Origin of the sequence: Pseudosulfitobacter pseudonitzschiae, from assembly GCF_002222635.1 — a bacterium.
In the GTDB taxonomy this organism is placed as follows: domain Bacteria; phylum Pseudomonadota; class Alphaproteobacteria; order Rhodobacterales; family Rhodobacteraceae; genus Pseudosulfitobacter; species Pseudosulfitobacter pseudonitzschiae_A.
Genome location: NZ_CP022422.1, coordinates 30,714 through 53,079 on the forward strand (window position 1 = coordinate 30,714; position 22,366 = coordinate 53,079).

Annotated in this window: 23 protein-coding genes; 10 read left to right on the top strand and 13 right to left on the bottom strand. The window is 57.2% G+C overall.

Annotated features, from left to right (window positions below):
* Positions 1 to 6 precede the first annotated feature (6 nt).
* The 6 genes from SULPSESMR1_RS25320 to SULPSESMR1_RS24575 are packed head-to-tail and all read right to left on the bottom strand — an operon-like array spanning position 7 to position 4,123.
* On the bottom strand, positions 7 to 174 hold the full coding sequence (locus tag SULPSESMR1_RS25320) for a hypothetical protein (RefSeq protein ID WP_198362938.1): 168 nt from the start codon (positions 172 to 174) through the stop codon (positions 7 to 9).
* Complete coding sequence (locus SULPSESMR1_RS24555) at positions 171 to 2,546, bottom strand: type IV secretion system DNA-binding domain-containing protein (RefSeq protein ID WP_089423647.1); 2,376 nt, start codon at positions 2,544 to 2,546, stop codon at positions 171 to 173. Before SULPSESMR1_RS24555 ends, SULPSESMR1_RS25320 begins: the two co-directional genes overlap by 4 nt.
* Entirely contained in the window at positions 2,536 to 2,814 is a 279-nt protein-coding gene (locus SULPSESMR1_RS24560) for a type IV secretion system protein VirB3 (RefSeq protein ID WP_074647022.1), read from the bottom strand. The genes SULPSESMR1_RS24555 and SULPSESMR1_RS24560 overlap by 11 nt, the downstream gene beginning before the upstream one ends.
* Positions 2,807 to 3,100 (bottom strand): TrbC/VirB2 family protein, encoded by a 294-nt coding sequence (locus tag SULPSESMR1_RS24565; protein ID WP_008282963.1) that lies wholly within the window; start codon positions 3,098 to 3,100, stop codon positions 2,807 to 2,809. The genes SULPSESMR1_RS24560 and SULPSESMR1_RS24565 overlap by 8 nt, the downstream gene beginning before the upstream one ends.
* Complete coding sequence (locus tag SULPSESMR1_RS24570) at positions 3,097 to 3,711, bottom strand: lytic transglycosylase domain-containing protein (RefSeq protein ID WP_074647020.1); 615 nt, start codon at positions 3,709 to 3,711, stop codon at positions 3,097 to 3,099. Before SULPSESMR1_RS24570 ends, SULPSESMR1_RS24565 begins: the two co-directional genes overlap by 4 nt.
* Before the next feature lie 43 nt (positions 3,712 to 3,754).
* A complete protein-coding gene (locus SULPSESMR1_RS24575; protein WP_089423648.1) occupies positions 3,755 to 4,123 on the bottom strand; it encodes a hypothetical protein in 369 nt (122 codons plus the stop codon).
* Positions 4,124 to 4,333: 210 nt separating this feature from the next.
* Between SULPSESMR1_RS24575 and SULPSESMR1_RS24580 the strand changes: the two genes are divergently transcribed.
* From SULPSESMR1_RS24580 to SULPSESMR1_RS24590, 3 genes are all read left to right on the top strand, one after another.
* Positions 4,334 to 4,585: a hypothetical protein gene (locus tag SULPSESMR1_RS24580; protein ID WP_009808055.1), complete on the top strand. Its 252-nt coding sequence runs from the start codon at positions 4,334 to 4,336 to the stop codon at positions 4,583 to 4,585.
* A gap of 124 nt (positions 4,586 to 4,709) precedes the next feature.
* A complete protein-coding gene (locus SULPSESMR1_RS24585; protein WP_074647018.1) occupies positions 4,710 to 4,967 on the top strand; it encodes a helix-turn-helix domain-containing protein in 258 nt (85 codons plus the stop codon).
* A gap of 166 nt (positions 4,968 to 5,133) precedes the next feature.
* On the top strand, positions 5,134 to 5,358 hold the full coding sequence (locus SULPSESMR1_RS24590; protein WP_074647017.1) for a hypothetical protein: 225 nt from the start codon (positions 5,134 to 5,136) through the stop codon (positions 5,356 to 5,358).
* Positions 5,359 to 5,460: 102 nt separating this feature from the next.
* Here the strand turns inward: SULPSESMR1_RS24590 and SULPSESMR1_RS25695 are convergent, their stop codons facing one another.
* Entirely contained in the window at positions 5,461 to 6,216 is a 756-nt protein-coding gene (locus SULPSESMR1_RS25695; protein ID WP_229678647.1) for a hypothetical protein, read from the bottom strand.
* 202 nt (positions 6,217 to 6,418) lie between these two features.
* Here SULPSESMR1_RS25695 and SULPSESMR1_RS24600 point away from each other — a divergent pair, with 202 nt between their 5' ends.
* From SULPSESMR1_RS24600 to SULPSESMR1_RS24630, 7 genes are all read left to right on the top strand, one after another.
* Positions 6,419 to 6,667, top strand: a complete 249-nt coding sequence (locus SULPSESMR1_RS24600; RefSeq protein ID WP_064223258.1) for a FitA-like ribbon-helix-helix domain-containing protein — start codon at positions 6,419 to 6,421, stop codon at positions 6,665 to 6,667.
* A 3-nt stretch (positions 6,668 to 6,670) separates the two neighbouring features.
* Positions 6,671 to 7,093, top strand: a complete 423-nt coding sequence (locus tag SULPSESMR1_RS24605; protein ID WP_074647016.1) for a type II toxin-antitoxin system VapC family toxin — start codon at positions 6,671 to 6,673, stop codon at positions 7,091 to 7,093.
* The gene (locus tag SULPSESMR1_RS24610) at positions 7,090 to 9,813 is read left to right on the top strand and encodes a class I SAM-dependent DNA methyltransferase (RefSeq protein ID WP_089423650.1); all 2,724 of its coding nucleotides are present in this window, start codon (positions 7,090 to 7,092) and stop codon (positions 9,811 to 9,813) included. The genes SULPSESMR1_RS24605 and SULPSESMR1_RS24610 overlap by 4 nt, the downstream gene beginning before the upstream one ends.
* On the top strand, positions 9,810 to 10,694 hold the full coding sequence (locus tag SULPSESMR1_RS24615; protein WP_064223261.1) for a hypothetical protein: 885 nt from the start codon (positions 9,810 to 9,812) through the stop codon (positions 10,692 to 10,694). The genes SULPSESMR1_RS24610 and SULPSESMR1_RS24615 overlap by 4 nt, the downstream gene beginning before the upstream one ends.
* Before the next feature lie 160 nt (positions 10,695 to 10,854).
* Positions 10,855 to 12,309, top strand: a complete 1,455-nt coding sequence (locus SULPSESMR1_RS24620; protein WP_074647085.1) for an ATP-binding protein — start codon at positions 10,855 to 10,857, stop codon at positions 12,307 to 12,309.
* A gap of 175 nt (positions 12,310 to 12,484) precedes the next feature.
* Positions 12,485 to 14,533, top strand: coding sequence for a pseudomurein-binding repeat-containing protein (locus SULPSESMR1_RS24625; RefSeq protein ID WP_074647012.1), 2,049 nt, complete (start codon positions 12,485 to 12,487; stop codon positions 14,531 to 14,533).
* Positions 14,526 to 15,731 (top strand): GIY-YIG nuclease family protein, encoded by a 1,206-nt coding sequence (locus SULPSESMR1_RS24630; RefSeq protein ID WP_074647010.1) that lies wholly within the window; start codon positions 14,526 to 14,528, stop codon positions 15,729 to 15,731. Before SULPSESMR1_RS24625 ends, SULPSESMR1_RS24630 begins: the two co-directional genes overlap by 8 nt.
* Before the next feature lie 314 nt (positions 15,732 to 16,045).
* Here the strand turns inward: SULPSESMR1_RS24630 and SULPSESMR1_RS24635 are convergent, their stop codons facing one another.
* The 6 genes from SULPSESMR1_RS24635 to SULPSESMR1_RS24660 form a co-directional block, all read right to left on the bottom strand.
* Positions 16,046 to 16,666 (bottom strand): TetR/AcrR family transcriptional regulator, encoded by a 621-nt coding sequence (locus tag SULPSESMR1_RS24635; RefSeq protein WP_074647008.1) that lies wholly within the window; start codon positions 16,664 to 16,666, stop codon positions 16,046 to 16,048.
* A gap of 61 nt (positions 16,667 to 16,727) precedes the next feature.
* Positions 16,728 to 17,891 (bottom strand): ABC transporter substrate-binding protein, encoded by a 1,164-nt coding sequence (locus SULPSESMR1_RS24640; RefSeq protein WP_039965744.1) that lies wholly within the window; start codon positions 17,889 to 17,891, stop codon positions 16,728 to 16,730.
* A 20-nt stretch (positions 17,892 to 17,911) separates the two neighbouring features.
* Complete coding sequence (locus SULPSESMR1_RS24645; RefSeq protein WP_009808039.1) at positions 17,912 to 19,759, bottom strand: AMP-dependent synthetase/ligase; 1,848 nt, start codon at positions 19,757 to 19,759, stop codon at positions 17,912 to 17,914.
* Positions 19,756 to 20,526: an ABC transporter ATP-binding protein gene (locus SULPSESMR1_RS24650; RefSeq protein WP_009808038.1), complete on the bottom strand. Its 771-nt coding sequence runs from the start codon at positions 20,524 to 20,526 to the stop codon at positions 19,756 to 19,758. The genes SULPSESMR1_RS24645 and SULPSESMR1_RS24650 overlap by 4 nt, the downstream gene beginning before the upstream one ends.
* Complete coding sequence (locus SULPSESMR1_RS24655) at positions 20,523 to 21,290, bottom strand: ABC transporter ATP-binding protein (protein ID WP_009808037.1); 768 nt, start codon at positions 21,288 to 21,290, stop codon at positions 20,523 to 20,525. The genes SULPSESMR1_RS24650 and SULPSESMR1_RS24655 overlap by 4 nt, the downstream gene beginning before the upstream one ends.
* Positions 21,287 to 22,366: a branched-chain amino acid ABC transporter permease gene (locus tag SULPSESMR1_RS24660; RefSeq protein ID WP_009808036.1), complete on the bottom strand. Its 1,080-nt coding sequence runs from the start codon at positions 22,364 to 22,366 to the stop codon at positions 21,287 to 21,289. The genes SULPSESMR1_RS24655 and SULPSESMR1_RS24660 overlap by 4 nt, the downstream gene beginning before the upstream one ends.

Here is a 22,366-nt window from a genome sequence, read left to right on the forward strand (position 1 = left end):
GGCAGGCTAGACTTCAATGTCGCCCTCCGGCGCATCTAGAGGCGTAAAGGTGCAATCAGGCGCGACAGATGCCGTGGACGCGAGGAATGTGAAGCAGTTCGCCTGCGGCTCCCGGTACTGGGTGCAGGAGGCCAGCGCGCCGAGCGCAGCCAAAGCGACAAGAATACGGATCATGAAAGCCTCCAGAAGTCTGGGCGGTCGCGGTAATCGGGGCCGACGAGCGCTTCGCCCTTTTCCATGCCGCCAAGGATGGTGAGATTGGGCCCAAGTGCGCTCAGATCGGCATCGACGACGATCGAGCCCTGATCGTCGCGGATCAGTGCGAGGCGGCTGTTGCTGCCCGTGTTGAGAAGGACGTCGAGCTCCTTCTCCGTGAGGTTCAGCATGGCGTAATCCGCAGGCTGCGCGCGGATATTGGGTAGCAGGATCTGCGTCGGCACCGCCTCGATGATGGTCTTGCCGGTCCGGGTGCGCTCGAGCTGGCTCGCGTATTGCGTCATCATCACCGCGACGGTGTTCTGTTTGCGCGCTGTCACCAGCCAGTTCGACAGCCGCTCCGCGAAATACGCGTTGTCGAGCGCCTTCCAGGCCTCGTCGATCACGATGATGGTGGGGCGGCGATCCTCGATCTCGCGTTCGACCCGGCGGAAAAGATAGGAGAGAACCGCCATCCGCTCCTTGTCGGCCTCGCTGTCGAGAATGCCGGTCAGATCGAAGCCCACCACATCGCCTTTGAGCGAGAACGTGTCCTCGAGGCTCTGCCCGAAGATCCAGCCATAGCGGCCGTCTTCGGTCCATTCGAGCAGGCGCTGGTGCAGATCGCCGCCGTCATCCGTAGACACAAAAAGCGATGCGAAATCCCGCCAGTTCCGCAGGGCCGGATTGGTGGCCTGGGCATTCTGGCGCACCACTTCCTGGATGCGGTTGGTCTGCGCCGGGGTCAGGGGTTTGTCGGCGCGGTAAAGTAGCGTGGCAAGCCAGTCCGAGAGCCAGGCGGTGCCGCGCGCATCGGTCTCGGTCCAGAGCGGATTGAGACCCGTGGGCTGGCCGGCGTTCAGGGACGCGTAGCGCCCGCCATTGGCGCGGACCGCCATCTCCATACCAAGACGGTAATCGAAGACGAAGATCCGCGCCCCTGCGCGACGGGCTTGGGTCATCAGGAAGGCCGACAGCACCGATTTGCCGGACCCGGGCCGCCCCATGATCAGGGTATGGCCGCTGGTCGGTTCTTTGTCGGGCGATCCCTGCTCGTGATAGGAAAACCGGTAGGCGCTCTGCTCCGGCGTGGGCAAATATGTGACGACCCGGCCCCATGGGGTTTTCTCAGCGGGTTTGCCCAGCTGGGTCCGATGAAACGCCGCGAAATCCGCGAAGTTGCGATTGGTGACGGCGCTGGCGCGGACGCGCTTGGGCTGGTTGCCGGGGTGCTGGCTGAGGTAATGCGCCTTGGCCGCGACCCGCTCGCCGATCATCTTCACGCCCTCGGTCGCGGCGGCGTTCACGATCTCCGCGCTGAGGGTTTGCAGCTCTTCGAGCGTGTCGCAAAAGAGCGTCACGACCATGTGATGCTCGCCGAAGCTTTGGCGCTTGGCCTCGAGATCATCGGCGGCGATGTCGAGGGCTTCCAGGAGCGAGAGGGCTGCGTCCTGGCTGGCCTGCATCTGGCGCTTTTGCCGCTTGATGCGGCCCGCCATGAGGTTCGAATTGATCGGCGTGAAGGAGTGCGTCACGATCATGTCGACCGGCAGGTTCAGCATGTCGAACATGGTGCAGGAGGTGCCTTCCGAGTATTCCCCGATGGTGAAACTCTTGCCGTAGCGATGCCCCACGACGCCTTCGGAAAGCTCGAAATGATCGCCGTGAAACGTCACGCGGGTATTGGCGACGTTGAAGGACAGAAAGCCGTAGGTGTTGGCCGGGTAGAGCGGCAGCTCGGTGCCCGTGTTGAGCGCGCCCAAAAATCCCACCAACTCTCCCGATCCGGCTGACAGCAGGCGCGGCTTGAGCTCGGTCAGCCCCGAGAGGAAGACGTTCACGGCCTCGCTGAGGCGCTGCTGGCGTTTGCGGGTCTCCTCTCTCAGGCGGTCCGGTGCGCTGCGGCTGAGGAACGGCAGGAGGCTTTTGTGCGGCGGGCGGTGAATGACGGTGAGCGTCAGTGTTTTGTCGCGGAGCCCGCTGGTCTCGAGTTTCGCGCGCCAGCGCCGGTCAACCTCGCCAGCGAAGCTGTCCTCACGGATCGGGTCGAGATCAGGTTTGATGGCCTTGGAGACCTTGTGGACGTAATAGCTGAATTCCGGCCCGAGCTGCGCGACGATGCGGGCAAAAAGTGCCGTCAGTTTGTCGAGATAGGCATCGTCCGTCGTGTAGCTGTTGATCCCCTCGAGCCGGATGCAGCGGAAGAGTTCGTTCACCCGAGTCCGCACGGTCTGGTCGTCAACGAGGCTCACATAGGGCAGCATATGCGCGAGGCGGGTCTCGCGCGCATACCAGTCTGGCGTCATTGTGCGGGCATCGAGCGCAGCATCACGGGCGTCATCACGGGGCATAGCTGTCCCCGCCATGAATGGACCTGTTGCGCGTGGGCGGTGTCTCCTGCAGCGCCGTCACCATCACGTCGATGAAACGCGGGTCCCAATCTGCGGCCTTCCAAAGCAACGGGTAGAGCAGGGCCGCGACACCCAGCACCGCGATGTGCTGGACCCAGACGAACAAGAGCACCGATCCGAAGAGCCAGACCATCGCGTACATGATGGGCAGGCCCAAAAGCTTCGGCGGGCGCACGAGCCCGAGAAAGAGAGGCGAGCGTTCAGCCACCGGCAAAGACCGCGGCAACGATGGTGGGGGCGGCCGCAACACCGGCGATGCCCACGAGGACCCAAAGCGCCTGGCGCAGATCGATGATGTTGAAGAACCAGCTGAGAAAGACCCCGAGAACGGCAAGCGTCGCGATGACAACGCCAAGTGGGCCAGTCAGCGCATCGACAATGCCCTGCAACAAGCTCTGGATCGGGGAGAGATCGATGCTCTGTGCAAGGGCGGGCTCGGCAATGAACAGGAATAGCGCCAGCGAGGCGACAAAGAGGTTTGAAATCTGTTTCATGAATTTGATCCTTCCAATCGGGCCACGACAGCCATGACGCGGGCCACGTGGTTCTGGGTTTCTCGGTAAGGGGGAATGCCACCGTGTTGGCGCACGGCGTCGGGACCAGCGTTGTAGGCCGCCAGCGCCAGATGCGGATCGCCGAACGTCTCCAGCATCATCGCGAGGTAGCGGGCAGAGCCGTCGAGGTTCTGTTGGGGGTCACGCGGGTCAACGCCGAGGTCGCGCGCTGTTGCGGGCATCAATTGACCGAGGCCGATGGCACCTGCACTTGAAATCGCATCCTGCCGGTAGGCGCTCTCAACCTCGATATTGGCCCGATAGAGAGCCAGCCAATCCGTCACGGAAAGCCCCGCGCGACGCAGGCCGGGATGGCCGGCATAGCGCAAAGCCGTGGTCTGAATCCCGGAGAGGACATCTGCGTGGGGCAGGGGAGTCGGGCGGGCAAGGGCCGCGACTTGGACGCCCTCTTGCTCGGCCTCTAACTCGCCGAAGATAGCGATCCCATCGTAGGCCGAACCCTGACCAATGCCGTCATTGTAGTTCCGGGCAAAACCGCTCTGAGACCGGGATGGGGTCAGAGAGCCGTCGCTCTCCATGACCAGGACCATTTGCGCTGAGGCTGGCGCGGCGACCAGCCAGAGACAGACAAGGCTAGGTGTCAGCGCCCTTGTCTGATGGGGCTTTTTCTGACGGCGCAAGTTTGTGCGTACGGCTTGTGCCCGCCTCAAGCGGCAGATCGACATGCGCAAAGCCAAGGCCAATGAAGAATGACACCACGCCGGAGATCGTCTTGAACTCGCGGATCTTGATATCGTTGTAGGTCGTCCGAGTGCGGGCGGTGACGAGGAGCTTTTCCACGCCTTCGTTGGAGACCACACGCATGATCCAGACCCCGTAATAGCTGGGGCCTTTCTTGTGTGCCGACTCCTGGCACAGGATTTCTGCGCTATAGCCGCTTTCCACGAGTTCGCGGAACCTGGCTTCCGTAACCACATTTGGTGCTTCGATGTCCCAGTTCATGGCCCGGCTCACGCTTTCTCCAATGGCGCGACCCCAGGCATTCCTACTTGAAGCCCAGAGTTACGATAGTATATTATCAACCGCAAGATGTAATATCGTGCTTTAGCTGTAGTTTGGTCACGCAAACACTAGTCACGGCCAGTGTCTGCGATCAAGGAGATAACAGGTTTGAGAAACCCAAGGTTGACATGCCTGCTCCCATTGCAAGCTATGGCCCTTCTGATCTGCGTTCCCGGACCGGTTTTGGCGGAATCCTGCTTTGCGCCATCCCGCCCTTTCCTGCCAAGCGATTCGCAGGCCGCGCGGGACTATGCGGATATCATCCGTGGCGATTTCGAAGACTACATCCAGGATATCCAGAGCTACTTCCGTTGCCTCGACAGCGAACGCGCCCGCGCTTTCGAGGAAGCGCGCGAAGTCAGCGAGGAATATGGCCGATTTCTACAATCGGTAGGGGATTGATGGGCAACCTCGGGAGCATCAGACTTGCAGCCCATGGAAACCAGACGCCGATAACACCCTCATATATCTACTTTTTAGATAACAGATTTCATCCGCTAGCGACGTCACAAAAGGTATGTGACGCGTGGCAAAGACAATCAGAAGCACGGGACAGGTGGCACTTTGCCAGGCGTTGGTCGACGCGCGTAAAAGCGCAGGCTTGGGCCAGGACGACTTGGCGGACAGGCTCAAGTGCCATCAATCTCTCGTGGCACGCCTCGAAAGCGGTGAACGCCGGATCGACGTCGTCGAACTGGTCGTTCTGGCGCGCGCCATCGGCTTTGACCCCTTCGAGGTTTTGGCGATCGTCGAAGCCGCCACGGAGCCCGACCACAGGATTTAAGCAATTTCATCAATCGAGAGCACGGGAGCTGACTTCTCCCGTTGTGAATTCGTTACCGCGAGGACGAACAGTAACCGATTTTAACGAGGCCCGGCATATGGTTGCAGCAAACGCTTTGGATCTGAGCTGCTATCCGCAACGCCAATTTGCAGGAAGTCAGTAAACAGTGAACGAAAATGAGGTCGAAGGCGTCGCGATCGCCAATTTGATCGCAGCCGATGAAAAAACCATTGTCGGCTGGGTATATCGCTGGAACACAGGTGCTCTGGCAATCCGGTGGGACATGCATGGCCCACAGCGCGTCTCAAGGATTTACCCGGATCTTAGCGATGCCGATAAAGCTGAAATCGACTTCGCGTCTCTCACGCAGCTGCCCTGTCGCGACGACTGACATGGAAGACTATGGCCTTTATGGCCGTCGATTGTGTGCTTGTGCCTGCGTTACAGGTTTAATCTTTACAAGGCTCTGTGCGACGTCGCGGCGCCTCAACAGTCAGTAATTGACCTGCTCGAAGCCGTAATTCCCGCTATAGTCACGCCACTCCGCGAAGACGGATCTGTGATAAATGCTCGGACAGTGCTCGCCCCATCGCTCGAGACCGGCATGCGCAGCAGGCAGCGCTGCGGGTGACGACGCCCTCCAGGAAAAATCGCCCTGGATCCCGTAGGTGCCGAGGACAACGACGGCACTGCGGTTGCAGTCGCCATCTCGCCCGGATTCGTGCTGGCGAGCATAACGAACGTCAAAGACGCGAATAGAGCGCACGAAATTGAATTCCGGCCCGCTGATATCGATGTCGGCGCGGTCTTCTACGAGCTGGAGGGCGTAATCAGCCCTTACGAGGTTGTCCCAAGCCGCGTTGGAGCCTTTCAGCCCGAGCATTCCGCCTGCCTCGGCTGCCTGATCAAAAAGCGGGGTTGAAGAGTTTGGTGGGGTTCCTGAACCACCATATAGGGCATCGAAGATCCGGTCCGTGGGGCGCGACCTGGCAGGACCATCGTAAGACGCACCCATGGGGCAGCGCCAAATCTGAAGCGGCGGCTCCACCGGCCAAGGTGTGATGCGCCGGATGAACTCGGCCCGCGCGCGTGCGCATGGCACAGAAGCCGGCCAGCCACCGGACAAACACAGCAAGATGGCGCAGTCGATCGGATAGGTTTGGGCGCGGGCTTGCGTGGGAACTGTTGGGCCGGACAAGGCGAGAGCTAAAAAGGCCGCCAGAGCGAGGTTTTTGAATTCGAAACGCATGGCAAGGACCCTTGACAATCTTCACCCAGCATACATACGAAAATATACTATTGCAACATTGATGATGCGTATAACAGTTGCGGTGATCAGCAAGATCGCGAGCTGACAGCGTCGGCTTGCCCACCCTGAGGAAACCATGCGTTCCAGCGATTAGCCTTGATCGCATTGATTGCGATGATTACACTCCTATCAGGAGGAGATCATGGCAAGCATTACCATCCGGAACCTTGACGATGACGTGAAGCGCCGCCTTCGCATCCGTGCGGCTGAGCACGGCCGTTCGATGGAAGAGGAGGCGCGCGAGATCTTGCGCCATGTTGTCGGCGAAGCGAAGCCATCCCACGATCTTGCCGCGGCCATCCGCGAGCGGGTCGCGCCTCTGGGTGGCGTTGATCTCGACCTTCCGCAGCGTGAAGCCATGCGTGAACCGCCCGCGTTCGACCAGGCCTGACGCATGATCATCCTCGACACGAATGTCCTCTCTGAGCTGTTGCGCCCGGCTCCCGAGCCGAGGGTCGAGCAATGGCTGTCGGCGCAGGACGGGCTCAACGTCTACCTGACCTCGATATCGGAAGCGGAACTGCGCTACGGCCTCGCGATCATGGGGAACGGCAAGCGGCGCGCCGCGCTGGTTGATGCAGTGGACAGCATCCTGCGTGAGGACCTTGCGGGGCGCATTCTGCCTTTCGACAGCGCCGCCGCGCAGTCCTATGCCGCCATCTCCGCCGCACGACGGTCCGCCGGGCGACCGATCACCCAGGCCGATTGCCAGATTGCCTCAATTGCCCACACCCGTGGTGCCTCCGTCGCCACGCGCAACACGCCTGACTTCGAGGGTTGCGAGATCGACCTGATCAACCCCTGGACTACCGCATGAACGCCGTTGAGATTGAACAAGCCGTTTCCGAACTCGCCGAGCAGCCCTTTGATGCGGCAGAGTTCCCCTATGCCTTCCTCATGGCCTTCGGAAACAAGGAGACGACAATCAAGCGCCTGCGCACCGGCGCATCGAACAAGTCCGACATCGGCGGCGTCCTGCAGACCAACAACATCCACCTTGCGACCTGCGTCCCGGGCGAAATCGCGGCAACCCTCGCCGCCCTGCGCGAAAGCCCTGCCACCTCCCGCGCCAAGGCGAAGTTCATCCTCGCCACTGACGGCATCGACCTCGAGGCCGAGGACATCACCACCGGCGAGACCATCGCCTGCCGCTACACCGATTTCCCCGATCACTTCGGCTTCTTCCTGCCGCTCGCCGGCATCTCTACCGTCAAGCAGATCCGCGAAAGTGCGTTTGACATCCGCGCCACCAGCCGCCTCAACCGGCTCTATGTCGAGCTGATCAAGGACAACCCCGACTGGGGCAGCGCCGAAAAACGCCACGACATGAACCATTTCATGGCGCGGCTGATCTTCTGCTTCTTCGCCGAAGACACCGACATCTTCGTCAGCGACAACCTGTTCACCGCCACCATCGACCAGATGGCGAACCGCGACGGGTCGAACACGCACGAAGTCATCGGCGAGATCTTCCGTGCGATGAACACCGCCATCCCCAAACGGGCCGAGGCCAAGCTGCCCCGCTGGGCCGACACCTTTCCCTATGTGAACGGTGGCCTCTTCTCGGGCAGCACCGATGTGCCGCGCTTTTCCAAGATCGCGCAGCGCTACCTGTCCCATATCGGCAGCCTCGACTGGACACAGATCAACCCCGATATTTTCGGCTCGATGATCCAGGCCGTCGCGGATGAGTTGGAACGCTCGGTCCTCGGCATGCACTACACGTCCGTGCCGAACATTCTGAAGGTGCTGAACCCGCTCTTCCTAGATGATCTGCGGGCAGAACTGGAGGCGGCGGGCGACAACGCCCGCAAGCTGGCCAATCTGCGCGCCCGCATGGCCAAGATCCGCGTGTTCGACCCCGCCTGCGGGTCGGGCAACTTCCTTGTGATCGCCTACAAGGAAATGCGCGCGATCGAGTATGAGATCAACAAGCGCCGGGGCGAGCCGCTGCGCCGCACCGACATTCCCCTGACCAACTATCGCGGGATCGAACTACGCGACTTCTCGGCCGAGATCGCGCGGCTGGCGCTGATCATCGCGGAATATCAATGCGACGTGACCTATCGCGGCCAGAAAGAGGCGTTGGCCGAGTTCCTGCCGCTAGACGCGCAGAACTGGATCACCTGTGGCAACGCCCTGCGGCTGGACTGGCTGTCGGTCTGCCCGCCCACGGGGACGGGGGTGAAGTTTCAAGCGGATGACTTGTTCATGTCGCCGCTGGATCAGGCGCAGATCGATTTCGCGAATGAAGGAGGCGAGACGTATGTTTGCGGAAACCCGCCTTATGTCGGCGACAAATATCAGACCAAGGAGCAAAAGGACGATCTGAACGCGCTGCTACCAGGAAACAAAAAAGTACGTGCAATTGACTACATCGCGGGTTGGTTCTGGAAGGCATCGGACTTCATCAAGTATGGCGGCTGTTTCGCGTTTGTTTCTACAAACTCGATTTGCCAAGGTGTCCAAGTTCCGTTGATCTGGCCCCGAATTTTTCAGAACGGACAAGAAATATTTTTCGGACATCAGAACTTTCTTTGGGGCAATAATGCGAGCAAGAATGCTCAGGTCACCTGTGTGATCGTTGGGATCGCCGCTGTTGGTGAACGGTCCAAAGCTATTTATGGAGCTGACTTCATGAAGTCAGTCGAAGCCATAAATGCATACCTCACCGAAGGGGCCAATATTATTGTTGAACGTGCCTCTGAACCAATTGCAGAGATAGCGACAATGTTCGGCGGCAACATACCGCGGGATCAGGGCAACCTGTTACTGTCGCCTGACGAAGCGAACGATCTCTTGGAAGGTTTCCCTCAGGCATCTCCTCTCGTGAAGCCAATTGTAGGATCGAGCGAGTTCATCAATGGGCAACAAAGATATTGTCTTTGGATTGAAGATCACCAAGCAGAACTTGCATTCTCAATACCTCCGATTGCGGAACGTTTGGAGCGCATTCGAATCTACCGACAGGGTGGGAGCGAGCGCGGCAAAGCGGGCTTGCTGACGCCGTACAAGTTCGAGCGAACAATCATTGGAGAAGTAAATTCCATCGTCGTTCCAAGCGTATCCTCTGAACGTCGAGAATACCTGCCGTGTGGCTTGATGCCCAGTGACGTTCGCGTATCCAATCTCGCTCTCGCATTATACGATGCCCCGCTCTGGAACATGGCGCTGATCGCCTCGCGCCTGCATCTGGTCTGGATCGCCACGGTTTGCGGGAAGCTGGAAACTCGATATCGCTACTCTAACACCATGGGCTGGAACACCTTCCCCGTCCCGAAACTGACCGAAAAGAACCGCGCCGACCTGACAGCGGCGGCCGAAGGTATCCTTCTGGCCCGCGAGGCGCATTTCCCCGCCACCATCGCCGACCTCTACGACCCCGAAAAAATGCCCGCCAACCTCCGCGCAGCGCATGACCACAACGACGAGGTGCTGGAACGCATCTACATCGGCCGCCGTTTCCGCAACGACACCGAACGGCTGGAAAAACTGTTCGAGATGTACACGAAGATGACGACGAAGGTGAGCGCATGAGCGACTTTAACAGCATGACGTTGATGGCAGCGGGCGAGATGATTGCTGAAATGTCGACACAAACCGCTTTCTCGTCTCTCACCCTAGGGTGGGGTGTTGACGAATTCTGTGGTTCTGGATCGGTAGCATCGAAGGCCATTGAAATGGTTCGGTTCGCAAGAAGCAGTATGGGGGGACGTTCTGTTCCGACGGTCAACGGAAACTGTGACCTAAGCAGAGCCATGATTGAGCATGCAATTACGGCATCCGAGCAAAGCAAGCGCAACAAGCCAGATGTCTGGTTGCGTCTTCTTGCTGGTCTGAAAATGGATGGCTTCACACTTGTGGAAGAGGAGGTTCCAGACCCAATGGGCAGATCTTCCATTTTCGATGACGCTCCAAGGGTCATTACACAGACTGTTCTCAGGCGGATGCTGCCTGAGGATGTACCTGAGACAGATTTTCGAGAGGCGACCAGCGAAATTGAGGCCTTACTTGGTCGGCACGGGTTGGGCGCCGCCAAGGGGCATTTGGATCAAGCGATTCAGAACTTTTCGCAAGGGAACTGGTCTTCCGCCAACGCGATGATCAGAGATTTCTATCAGGAACTGCTGGACAAAATTGCGGAGTATTTTGGATGTGATCCTAAGGTTAGCGATGACGCAAAGAGGCAATATCTTGCAGATACAAAATCGGGACCGTTCCTACTTCACGAATACAATGAGTGGGAGAACGACAGAGGCAAACCTGCGTACGTATTGGGGTTGTGGGCAAGATTGCATCCGCACGGCAGCCATCCGGGCCTGTCAGATGAAGAAGATTGTGCTTTTCGGTTTCAAATAATCCTGATCACAGCCCGCATATTTTTAAGACGTTTTGATAAGCGGGTGAGAGGTCAATGATCAAAGGTTTTCCCTCCATTTCGATTATTTATGCCACCAACGGTAGCCCGGCCAAGCCGAACGACCTGGGCCGGCGAGCAATACAGGAATGCCCCTACGACAAACGCTACCCAGGCGTGGTGGGTCAGAAAGTGGACACACTATGACCCTTGACCCTGTCATGAGCGCGGAACGCACCCGCAGGTTGGTGGACGATCTGCGTGCCAAACCAGCGGAAACCACATGGATCGAGTTCAAGGAAAACAATGCCGACGGGCCGTTGATCGGCAAGCTGATCTCTGCCTTGTCCAATGCTGCACGGCTGGCCGATCAGCACTATGCCTATGTGGTCTGGGGGGTGCGAGACGGCGATCATGCGGTTGTCGGCACGAGTTTCGAGCCGACCGTGAAAAAGGAGAAGGGGCAGCCGCTCGAACTGTGGGTGGCCAACCACCTCCAGCCGGGCATCGAGTTCCGGTTCGAAGAGGTCGATCATGACGGGCAGCGCCTGATCCTGCTGACTATCCCCGCCGCCGCAACCGCTCCGGTAGAGTTTGACCGGACCGCCTATTTGCGCATCGGCAGTGCCACGCCGCGCCTGTCCGACCATCCGGAACGCCTGCGTGCCCTCTGGAGCAAGTTGCAGCCCTACGCTTGGGAGACAGGCGTCGCGGCGCAGTTCCTGTCCGGCGACGACGTTCTTGCGCGGCTGAATTACGCCAACTACTTCGATCTTACGGGCCAGCCCTTGCCGGATAACAGGCAGGGGATCTTCGACAAGCTATTGGCAGATCGTCTGATCCAGAAAGATGTAAGCGACCGCTGGAACATTACCAATCTGGGCGCAATCCTGTATGCCAAGAAACTTTCCGATTTCGGCCCCTCTGTAGAGCGCAAAGGGGTTCGTTTCGTGGCCTATGCTGGCACCGGACGTGCAGATGACGTGAGCCACCGCCAGGACGGCCAGCGCGGCTATGCAGCGGGATTTCAGGGGCTGGTGGATTACATCGACGGCCTTCTGCCCCGCAACGAATTGATTGGTAAAGCATTCCGCGAGGAGCGTCCGCTCTACCCGTCGATAGCGATCCGCGAATTGATCGCCAACGCATTGATCCACCAGGACATGACGATCACCGGTGCCGGTCCACTCATCGAGTTATTCAGCGATCGCATGGAGATCACGAACCCGGGCGCCCCCTTGGTTAGCCCCGACCGGTTTTTGGACTCGCCCCCGCGTTCCCGAAATGAAGCTCTTGCTTCCTTGATGCGGCGCATGAAACTTTGCGAAGAACAAGGCACCGGCATCGACAAGGTGATCTCGGCGGTTGAGCTACACCAGTTGCCCCCACCGGATTTCCGCATGGAGGGAGACGCCGTGCGCGTGGTTCTGTTTGCACCACGCCGCTTTGCGGACATGACACCGGAAGAAGCCGTGCGAGCGTGTTACCAACATGCCGCGCTCAAATACGTAGGCGGTCAGAAGATGACGAACGCGACACTTCGGGAGCGGCTCGGCATCGACGACCAGAACGCTGCGCAGGCGTCGCGGGTTATTCGCGCAACGCTGGATGCTGGTCTGATCCGTCCTGCGGATGCTGAACGCCCTCGTGCTGGCTATGTCCCCTCATGGGCGTGACAGGGATAACATTTGATCGGGTTTTGATTGTGCGTATGTGGGCTAGAGGGCGTAAATTGGAAAATACATATAAATCATACTGTTACGATAGGCGTGGTGCGGTATCGCTACTTGATCGGGTTTTGATTGCCTGCCCTAAAGCGAATGATTCTGCGCCCCTCAGAAGGAAAACATCATGACAAAGCAAGTTCCTTCCGTCTCTGTCAATTACGCGGCCAATGGAAGCTCGACCAAATCGAACGAGCTTGGCATGCGCGAAATGCAAGAGGGTGCCTATGAGAAGCGGGGCGAGCAATACCTGCTGATCAAGTCGCCGCCGGCATCTGGCAAAAGCCGCGCGCTCATGTTCATAGCACTCGACAAGCTATACAACCAGGGCCTGCGTCAGGCCATCGTCGTGGTGCCAGAAAAATCCATCGGGTCCAGCTTCAACGACGAGCCACTGAGCAAGTACGGCTTCTGGGCAGACTGGACCGTGCAACCGCGATGGAACCTGTGCAACGCTCCCGGCGGGGATGATGGCAAAGTGGGCGCTGTCGGCAAGTTCTTGGCGAGCGACGACAAGGTTCTGGTCTGCACCCACGCGACCTTTCGGTTCGCCGTGGACAAGTTCGGGATTGAAGCGTTTGACGATCGGCTCATCGCGGTAGACGAGTTTCACCACGTCTCTGCCAACCCTGATAATAAGCTGGGCACGCATCTGGGCGCCCTTGTCGCGCGCGACAAGGTGCATCTGGTTGCGATGACCGGGTCCTATTTCCGCGGCGATGCCGAAGCCGTTCTGTCGCCCGAAGATGAGGCAAAGTTCGATACCTTCACCTATACCTACTATCAGCAATTGAATGGCTACAAATACCTCAAGACGCTTGACATCGGTTATTTCTTCTATTCCGGGTCCTATGCGGACGACATTCTCAAGGTTTTGGATCCGACCGAGAAGACGATCCTTCACATCCCGAACGTGAACTCGCGCGAAAGCACCAAGGACAAGCATCGCGAGGTCGAGCATATCATTGACGCCCTGGGCGATTGGCAGGGAGCGGATCCCATCACAGGCTTTCAGCTGGTCAAGACGCCCGAGGAGCGGGTGCTGCGCATCGCCGATCTGGTCGATGATGAACCGGCCAAGCGGGACAAGGTGTCCAACGCACTGAAGGACCCTGCGCATAAGAACAACCGCGACCATGTCGACATCATCATCGCCCTCGGGATGGCGAAAGAAGGGTTTGACTGGATCTGGTGCGAACACGCCCTGACGGTGGGTTATCGCGCCAGCCTGACGGAGATCGTGCAGATCATCGGCCGTGCCACCCGCGATGCCGAGGGCAAGATGCGCGCGCGCTTCACCAACCTTATCGCGGAGCCCGACGCCGCGGCCGAAGCCGTGACCGAGGCAGTCAACGATACACTGAAAGCGATCGCAGCGAGCCTGCTGATGGAACAGGTGCTGGCCCCGCGTTTCAACTTCACACCCAAGACCGTGAAAAGTGGCCCTGTCGAAGGGTTTGATTACGGTGAGGGCGGCTATGATCCCAACAAGGAAAACGTCGGCTTCGACGAGGCCAGCGGGCAGTTCCAGATCGAAATCAAAGGCCTGGTCGAACCCAAGAGCAAGGAAGCCAAGCGCATCTGCCAAGAGGACCTCAATGAGGTCATCACAGCTTTCGTTCAGGACAAGACTACGATCGAACGGGGTCTCTTCGACGAAGAGCTGGTGCCGGAGGAACTGACGCAGGTCCGCATGGGCAAGATTGTCGGTGCTAGGTTCCCAGAGCTAGATGCAGAGGATCAGGAAGCGGTGCGCCAACACGCAGTTGCTGCGCTGAACCTGACCCAAAAGGCAAAAGAGATCGCGCTGTCGAACCGCGATGACACAGAAACAACCGGCAATACCGCCTTGATCGACGGGGTGCGCAAATTCGCAATGGACGTGCGCGAACTCGACATCGACCTGATTGATCGCATCAACCCGTTCGGCGAAGCCTACTCGATTCTGGCAAAGACTATGAGCGAGGAAAGCCTTCGGCAGGTCCAGGCCGTCATCTCGGCGAAAAAAGTGCAACTGTCACCGGATGAGGCGCGCGATCTTGCGAAGCGAGCCGTCAAGTTCAAGCAAGAGCGAGGCCGCCTGCCGTCGATTACTTCACCGGACCCGTGGGAAAAGAAAATGGCCGAAGGTGTGGCTTATCTCGCGCGCATGAAGCAGGAAGCTGCCAATGGCTAAGAGTTTCACCGACGAAGATGATGCCCTCCTTGCTGAGCTTGGCGTCGAGGTCGAAGTCAAGAAGCAGCTCAGCCGCACACCACGCGAAGAACGCATCGTCGCAGGTTTTGAGGAAATCTCGCGATTTGCAGAGGAGCATGGCCAGCCTCCCCAACACGGGGAGGATCTTGATATCTTTGAACGCCTCTACGCCGTGCGTCTTGATCGGATCCGCGACTTGCAGGAGTGCCGCGATCTCCTTGCCCCACTGGACGAGCAAGGTCTTCTTGCAGAAACCTTTGCGGCCTCAACGTCGGGCGCCGAAGATCTAGAAGACGATGCCCTGCTCGCTGAGTTGGGCGTAGAAGTAGCCAAGTCACCACTCACAGAATTGAAGCATGTCCGCTCTACAGCCGAGAAAAAGGCCGCCGACGAGGTCGCCAATCGCGAAAAATGCGAAGATTTTTCGAAGTTCAAGCCATTGTTCGAGATGGTCCAGAAAGAACTGGATAGCGGTTTGCGGGAGACCCGCCCTTTCGAGATGAAAGCCGAGATTGAGAAGGGCCGCTTTTTCATCGTCGGCGGTCAGAAAGCCTATGTTACTGAAAAGGGTGAGACCATCACGAATGAGCAAGGTCGTACCGATGCTCGTCTGCGGGTGATTTTTGACAACGGCACCGAGAGCAACATGCTGATGCGCTCGCTCCAGCGCGCGTTGAACAAGGACGGCGCGGGACGCCGAATCACTGACCCATCGGCAGGCCCACTTTTTTCGGACCAGACAATCGATGGTGATGAGGCGAGCGGGATCATTTATGTGCTTCGCAGCAAATCCGATCATCCACTCGTCACGGAAAACCGGGAACTGGTGCACAAGATCGGCGTTACCAATATGAGCGTCGAGAAGCGGATCGCCGGCGCGCAGTTGCAGCCGACGTTTCTGATGGCGAATGTCGAGGTGGTCGCGACATACGAGCTCTACAACATCAATCGGTCCAAGTTGGAGAACCTGATCCACCGCATTTTCGAACCTGCACGGCTCGAGATCGAGATCATGGATCGCTTTGGAAGGCCTGTGGTCCCGCGAGAATGGTTCCTCGTTCCTCTCTTTGTAATCAACGACGCTGTCGAAAAGATCAGGGACGGCACAATAACGGGCTATCACTATGATCCCCGCGCTGCCGGACTCAAACGGATTTCGGGGGAGATGCCGCAATAGATGCTGCGTGACACTCTATGGCACCTCGACCAGCGGGATGCATGGATCGGAGAAGGATTGCGCTTGAACTCGCGGAATATGGTCGAGCGCCATCACGTTCACCGGCACCCCAGCGTACCGCCAACCTTCTATCTTGCGCCTTTTGTTTTCTAACAAGAGTCGCAGTCGGGGGTAGCGCGCACCCGCGTACATGATAGATTCGCATAATGAAGTTTATGTTAATTATGAAAGTGCTCCTTCAAAAATCCGAGAGTCCATCTTATGTTAAATCTTTAATAAAATCGGCGCTGTTTGAATAGGCAACAAATTTAGAATCAAGTATTCTTCGCACCCACGCCATGGATGATTAGTTCCAGCATTTCATCTGCAATACTCTCTGGGTTAAGCGGCCCTTTCGGATTATACCAGATCGGCATCTGGTTGAAGGCCGAAAAAAGCACATGTGCGAGGCGCTTTGAGTCGCAATCGCGGATAGAACCGTCTTTGATCCCTTCTGCGATAATACTTTCAAGAAAATTCTGACCGTCTATCATTGTCTGACGCAAATTCTTCTGATTTTCTCCGGTCAGATTGCGCCGCGCTTCGCGCATCAAGGCAGAGCCGAATTCGCTCACAACCATGTTCGCATAGACTCTAAAGAATACGCGGATACGATCAAGCCCGTTACCCTGAACTTCCTTTGCCGATGTGAAGCATAGCTCGACCCGCTCCAGCGAGATGCGGGCGCATTGCATCAGGATATCTTCTTTGTTTTTGGCGTAATAATAAAGCGCGGGCTTGGTGACTGCGAGTGCCGCTGCGATGTCATCCATCGATGTCTGTTTGTATCCGACTGTTGAAAACGAATGCGCGGCCAGATTGAGCATGGCCCGCCGTTTCAGCTTTTGCTGGCCTTTGGCATCTTTGGTTTTTTTGTGCCAATGGATTCTAGTCAAAGCTACTCTTTCAAAACCAACGGGCGGAACCGAAGCACCGCCCGCATTTATCACTGACAGATTAGTAGTCGAGCCCGCGGGCCGCAATAGTCCATTTACCGTCTTCGACTTTTGCCATAATCAGACTTTCGATGCCCTGATGGTCTTCCGGGCCAAAGCTGACCGACTGGCCGCCGATCGGATCAACATAGCTAGTGATCGCTTCGGTTGCGGCCAGAAATCCTTCGGTCGTCAGATCGCGACCAGCAGCTTCGAGCGCCACGGCAATCAGGTCGATGAAAACGTAACCAAGCTGCGCTTGTGGGGCCATCTTTTCACCGTAAATTTCGCTGTAACTCTCCAGGATACGTTTTGCTTCCCCTTCGGAGTCTCCTGCGTTCGCAAAAACAAAAGGCGATACCAGATATAGACCATCCATCGCGCCATCAGCGGCAGTCGCAACTGCATCCATATAGGACACCATTCCAGTCACGAAAGTCGGTTCAAAACCAAGCTTTTTAGATGTTGCAACAACTAGAATTGTATCGCGCACCCCACCCGCCAGAAACACGATATCGCAACCGGCGTTTTTCAATGTGGTTACAGACGAGAGCATATCGGATTCGGTTGCCGAATGCTCCGTTTTGGCCGCGACTTTCATGTCATACTCTGCCAATTGCTGCGTGACGCCAAGCGCCATTGATTCACCAGCTTCATTTGCGAGTTGCGCAATGCAGGGTGTTGAGAAATCACCATTTTCCTTGAAGTATGCAACGCCCGCGCGAAACTGGTCTGTATAGCTGCGAAAAAATGCGTATTTCATCGGATCCAATGGTTCATACATCTCGACCTCGGCCGACATCGGGAACATGTTGGGAATTCCCGCTTCAATTTGTTGCGGCATGATCGCTAGGTTCATCGGTGTGCCAAGCGCGCCAACCATCGCAAAAATCTGGTCGCGGCGCATCAGTTTGTTTGCAACCTGAATCGCGCGGGGCACCTGATATTGCGTGTCCTCGATTATAATCTCAAGCTGGCGACCGTGAATGCCGCCCGCCGCATTGATCTCGTCCACGCGCATGCGCAGGCCATTCGCCTCGGGCACACCCCAGACTGCCAACGGCCCGCTTAGGTCCGTATAGGTGCCAAGCGTGATCATGTCGTCGGTCACGCCCTGCAGCCCCTCGGCCATCGCGCCGGTGGCTGTCATTGCGGTAAACGCAAGTGCTGTTGCTAGTTTCTTCATTGGTCTCTCCCTTTGGTGTTTCAATACATCGTTTCGATCAGGTCTTTGTATTTGCGCTCGATCTCGTTGCGCTTAAGCTTCATCGTCGGAGTCAGCTCGTCGTCTTCGGCTGTCAAAAGTACGTCGATCAGCCGGAATTTCTTTACCTGCTCGACCGGCGCGAAACCGCTGTTCGCCTGTTCCACCTCGCCTTCGATCAAGTCCTGGATTTGGGTGTTTGCGCACAGGGATTTGTAGTTGGAAAACGGGATACGCTTTTCCTGCGCGTATTTTTCAACGTTTTCGTGGTCGATCATGATCAGCACGCTCAGGTATTTGCGCTTGTCCCCGATGATCACCGCATCAGAAATATAGGGCGAGAATTTGAGCTCGTTTTCCAACTGCGAAGGCGTAATGTTCTTGCCGCCTGCGGTGATGATGATGTCCTTCTTGCGGTCCAGAATAGTTAGGTCACCATTGGCATCCATCGTCCCAACATCACCCGTATAGACCCAGCCATCGACCACGGTTTCCGCCGTCTTTTCAGGCTGGTTCAGATAACCCGAAAAATTGCTGGATGAGCGAATGAGGATTTCACCGTCATCGGCCAGTTTCGCTTCGACATTGCGCATTGCCCGGCCGATGGAACCGATCGGTGATCTGCCCGGTATGGTTGCAGTCACAATGCCGGTTTCGGTCTGGCCATATGCCTCTTGTACTGTCACCCCAAGGGCATTGAACCAGCTGAGCAGTCGGGCTGAAATCGGTGCCGCACCCGATACGATCGTATGCGCGCGCGCCAGTCCCAGTTCGACCCTGATATTTCGAAGCACCAGAAAGTCCAGCACCTTATGCCTAAGCCTAAGCATCGTCGGCACAGATTTTCCCGCAGCAATCAATGCCTCCCTGCGTCCAGCCGTTTTCAGGGCTTGGTCATAGGCAAACCGGCCAAATGCGGTGGCATCATTCATCACAAAATTGATACGGGAATAGAATTTTTCCCACACGCGCGGCACCGCAAAGATGAATGTTGGCGCGACTTCCTGAATGTCAGCGGCAAATGTATCGCCGCTTTCCGCGATGTTGATGGTTATGCCGTGACGGATCGGCACGCAGACAGACAGGATCCGTTCGGCCGCGTGACACAGCGGCAGGAACGTCAAAACTTCATCGCCCGGTCCGAGCGGCAATTCGGGGTAATTATCCGATTGCGCTAGAAAGAAGCGGTGCGACATCGCGGCACCTTTGGGAGCACCGGTTGTGCCGGACGTATAGATCAGCGTTGCGATATCTTCGGGATCGCCCGCATCAACGCGGCGCTCAAATTCAACGCTCAGTTCTTCGATTTTAGCGTCCGACAGTGCGAGAAATTCTTCCCAGCCTATGACTTTGTCATGCTGGAAACTGCGCAACCCTTCCATATCAAATACGATAACTTTTTCGAGATGATCAAGCTGGTCCTCCACACCCAGATACTTATCTAGCTGCTCTTCATCCTCAACGAATAGCACCTTCGCTCCGCTATCGTTCAACTGATAGGCAACTTGCTTTTCCTGCAAAGTAGGATATAGCCCGTGAGTCGTGGCCCCGATGCACTGGATGCCAAGGTCGGCAAACACCCACTCCTTGTTGTCTTCACTAATGATCGCGGCCACGTCACCTTCACGGTAGCCCAACGCCATAAGTGAACACCCGACCCTGCGCGCGGATGCGTAATAGTCCAGCCAGCTGAATTCTTTCCAGATGCCGAAATCCTTTTCGCGGATTGCGATTTTGTTGCCGAACTTCTTGCAGTTCTGCCGGAACAGTTTGGAGAACGTGTCACAGCCGTCAATCTGGACCGGCGGCGGCGTCCATCCTGCGGTGGATTGGTCTTGCATTGTGTTCATCGCCACGTCTTTCTTGCTTTCCAGCGGCGGTCGCCGCGCGCACTTTCTGCTTTGATGCCAAGGTAGAATTCGCGAATGTCAGCACTTTTCATGAGAACGTCGCGTTCACCTTCCATAACGATCCGGCCGGTTTCAAGGACGTACCCGAAATCGGCGGCCGGCAGCGCAACACTGGCGTTCTGTTCAACCAGCAACATGGTCACGCCTTCTTCGACGTTGATCCGTTTGATGATCTGGAAAATCTCGGAAATCAGGAGCGGTGACAGGCCCAGCGACGGCTCGTCCAGCAACATCACGCGCGGACGCTGCATAAACGCGCGACCCAAAGCCAACATCTGTTGTTGCCCGCCAGATAGATAGATCGCCTGCTTTTCCAGAAAGGTGCGCAGCACGGGAAACCAGCCCAGCACCTTTTCCAAGTCACGCGCCACTTCATCGCGATCCTTGCGGCAATAGGCACCCATCATCAGGTTGTCCTTGACCGACAAGAGGGAAAACACTTCGCGCCCTTCGGGTGAATGGGCGATGCCGACGCGCGCGATGACATCTGGGTCAAGCGCGGTGATATCGCGCCCTTCAAATTCCACCTGCCCCTTGAACGGATCAAGCGCGCCGGAGATGGTTTTCAAAATCGTCGTTTTGCCCGCCCCATTGGAGCCCATGACCGTAACGACCGACCCTTCCTTGACCGTCAGGCTGATGCCGCGAATGGCCATCACCCTGCCATACATCGTTTCGACGTTGCTGGCGCGCAGTACCTCGGTCATGCTGCCTGCCCTCCCAGATATGCCGCCTGAACATCGGGATCGCTTTGAACTTCGGATGCGCTGCCGCTTGCAAGAAACCGGCCTTCGTTGATGGCCAGCACCATGTCCGAAACTTTGTTCACCAGTTTCATGTCGTGTTCGATCATAACAACGGTGACACCCAGGACCTCGCGGATATCTTCAATCACAAAAGCAGTATCGTCGGTTTCCTCGCTGGTCAGTCCGCTTGACGGTTCGTCCAGCAACAGGATCTTTGGCTCCGACACCAACGCGCGGGCCATTTCGGTCTTTTTGCGCACGCCATACGGCAAATCCGCAACCCGTGCATGACGGTAGCCTTCGAGATCAAGAAACTCGATTATTTCTTCGGCTTTGCGGCGGTGGGCCAGTTCCTGACGCATCTGCGAACGGGTAAAAAACAGCTCACTCAGAGGCCCGAATTTGCCGTGACGGATGCGCCCGATCAGCAAGTTATCAAGCAATGACGCATGTTCGAACAGTTCGATATTCTGGAACGTCCGCGCAATGCCGTGGTTGATTACCTCATGGGATTTCGCTTTTCGCAGGCTTTTGCCGTTGAACCGGATGTCGCCTTGCGACGGATCGTAAATCCGGCAGATGAGGTTGAACACCGTGCTTTTGCCCGCGCCATTGGGGCCAATGATGGTGAACACCGACCCCGGTTCAACTGAAAAGCTCAAGCCATCCACCGCTTTCAAACCACCAAAGGAAAGCGATACGTTATCTATCTCCAACCCGTTCATCTTAAACGCTCCGTTTTGAGGAATGTCTTCTGACGCTGGAAACTGCGCTTCTTGTACATCGGGAACACGTTGAAATAGTGATGGATCTTGGTCCAGCGTCCATAAAGTCCGTCAGGTTCGAACAGGATGAACCCCAGCAGGATCAGACCGAATGCAAGACTATCGAAACCGCCGGACGTGGCGACTGCACTGGGCAGCACGATCTTGACCCAGCTCAACACGGTTGGCAGCAGCACGATAAAGAACGCCCCAAAAACCGCGCCGTGGATGGTTCCGATCCCGCCGACGACGATCATCAACAGCAGACGGATGGATTCCCCCATTCCGAAGGTTTCCGGCGTGATGTAGAAGAAGGCGTGCGCCAGCAGCCCGCCCGCGAGGCCCGCAAAAACTGCCGAGATGAAGAACGCATATGCCTTGAAGAAGGCCACATTGGTTCCCAACGCCCGCGCCGACACTTCGGAGTCGCGGATCGCAATCATGGCGCGACCCGACCTTGTGCGTGTCAGGTTGCGAACGATCAGGATACAACCCACGAAGATGACAAAATTCAGCAGATAAACTTTCCAGCTTTCGTCGATGGCCAGCCCGAGAATATTGATTTCCGGCACCGAAAGGCCACGATGACCGCCTGTGAAATCGCCCGCACCACCGATGAGCCGTTCGGTCACAATCGCAATCGAAAGCGTGGCAATCGCCAGATACAGCCCGTGCATCTTTCCGCAGATCCGTCCGACGGCCAACCCGACCAGCCCAGCCACCAACGCCGCTATCGGCAGCGACAAAAGCCACGGCACGCTGTAACGGGTCAGCAGGATCGTGTGAGTGTAGGCACCGATTGCGACAAACGCCGCCTGTCCGAAACTCACCTGCCCGGAAAATCCGGTCAGCACCATTAGCCCGAGACCCGCGATAGCATAGATGAATACGAATGAGAGTTCATCCAGAAAATAGCCGTCCAGAAACAGCGGCGCGGCCAGTGCGATCGCGGCAAACAGCAGATACCAGAATGCCTGTCCACGGTCGCGGAAAAGCTGGATGTCCTGAACATAGGATTTGCGAAAAATTACGCGCAT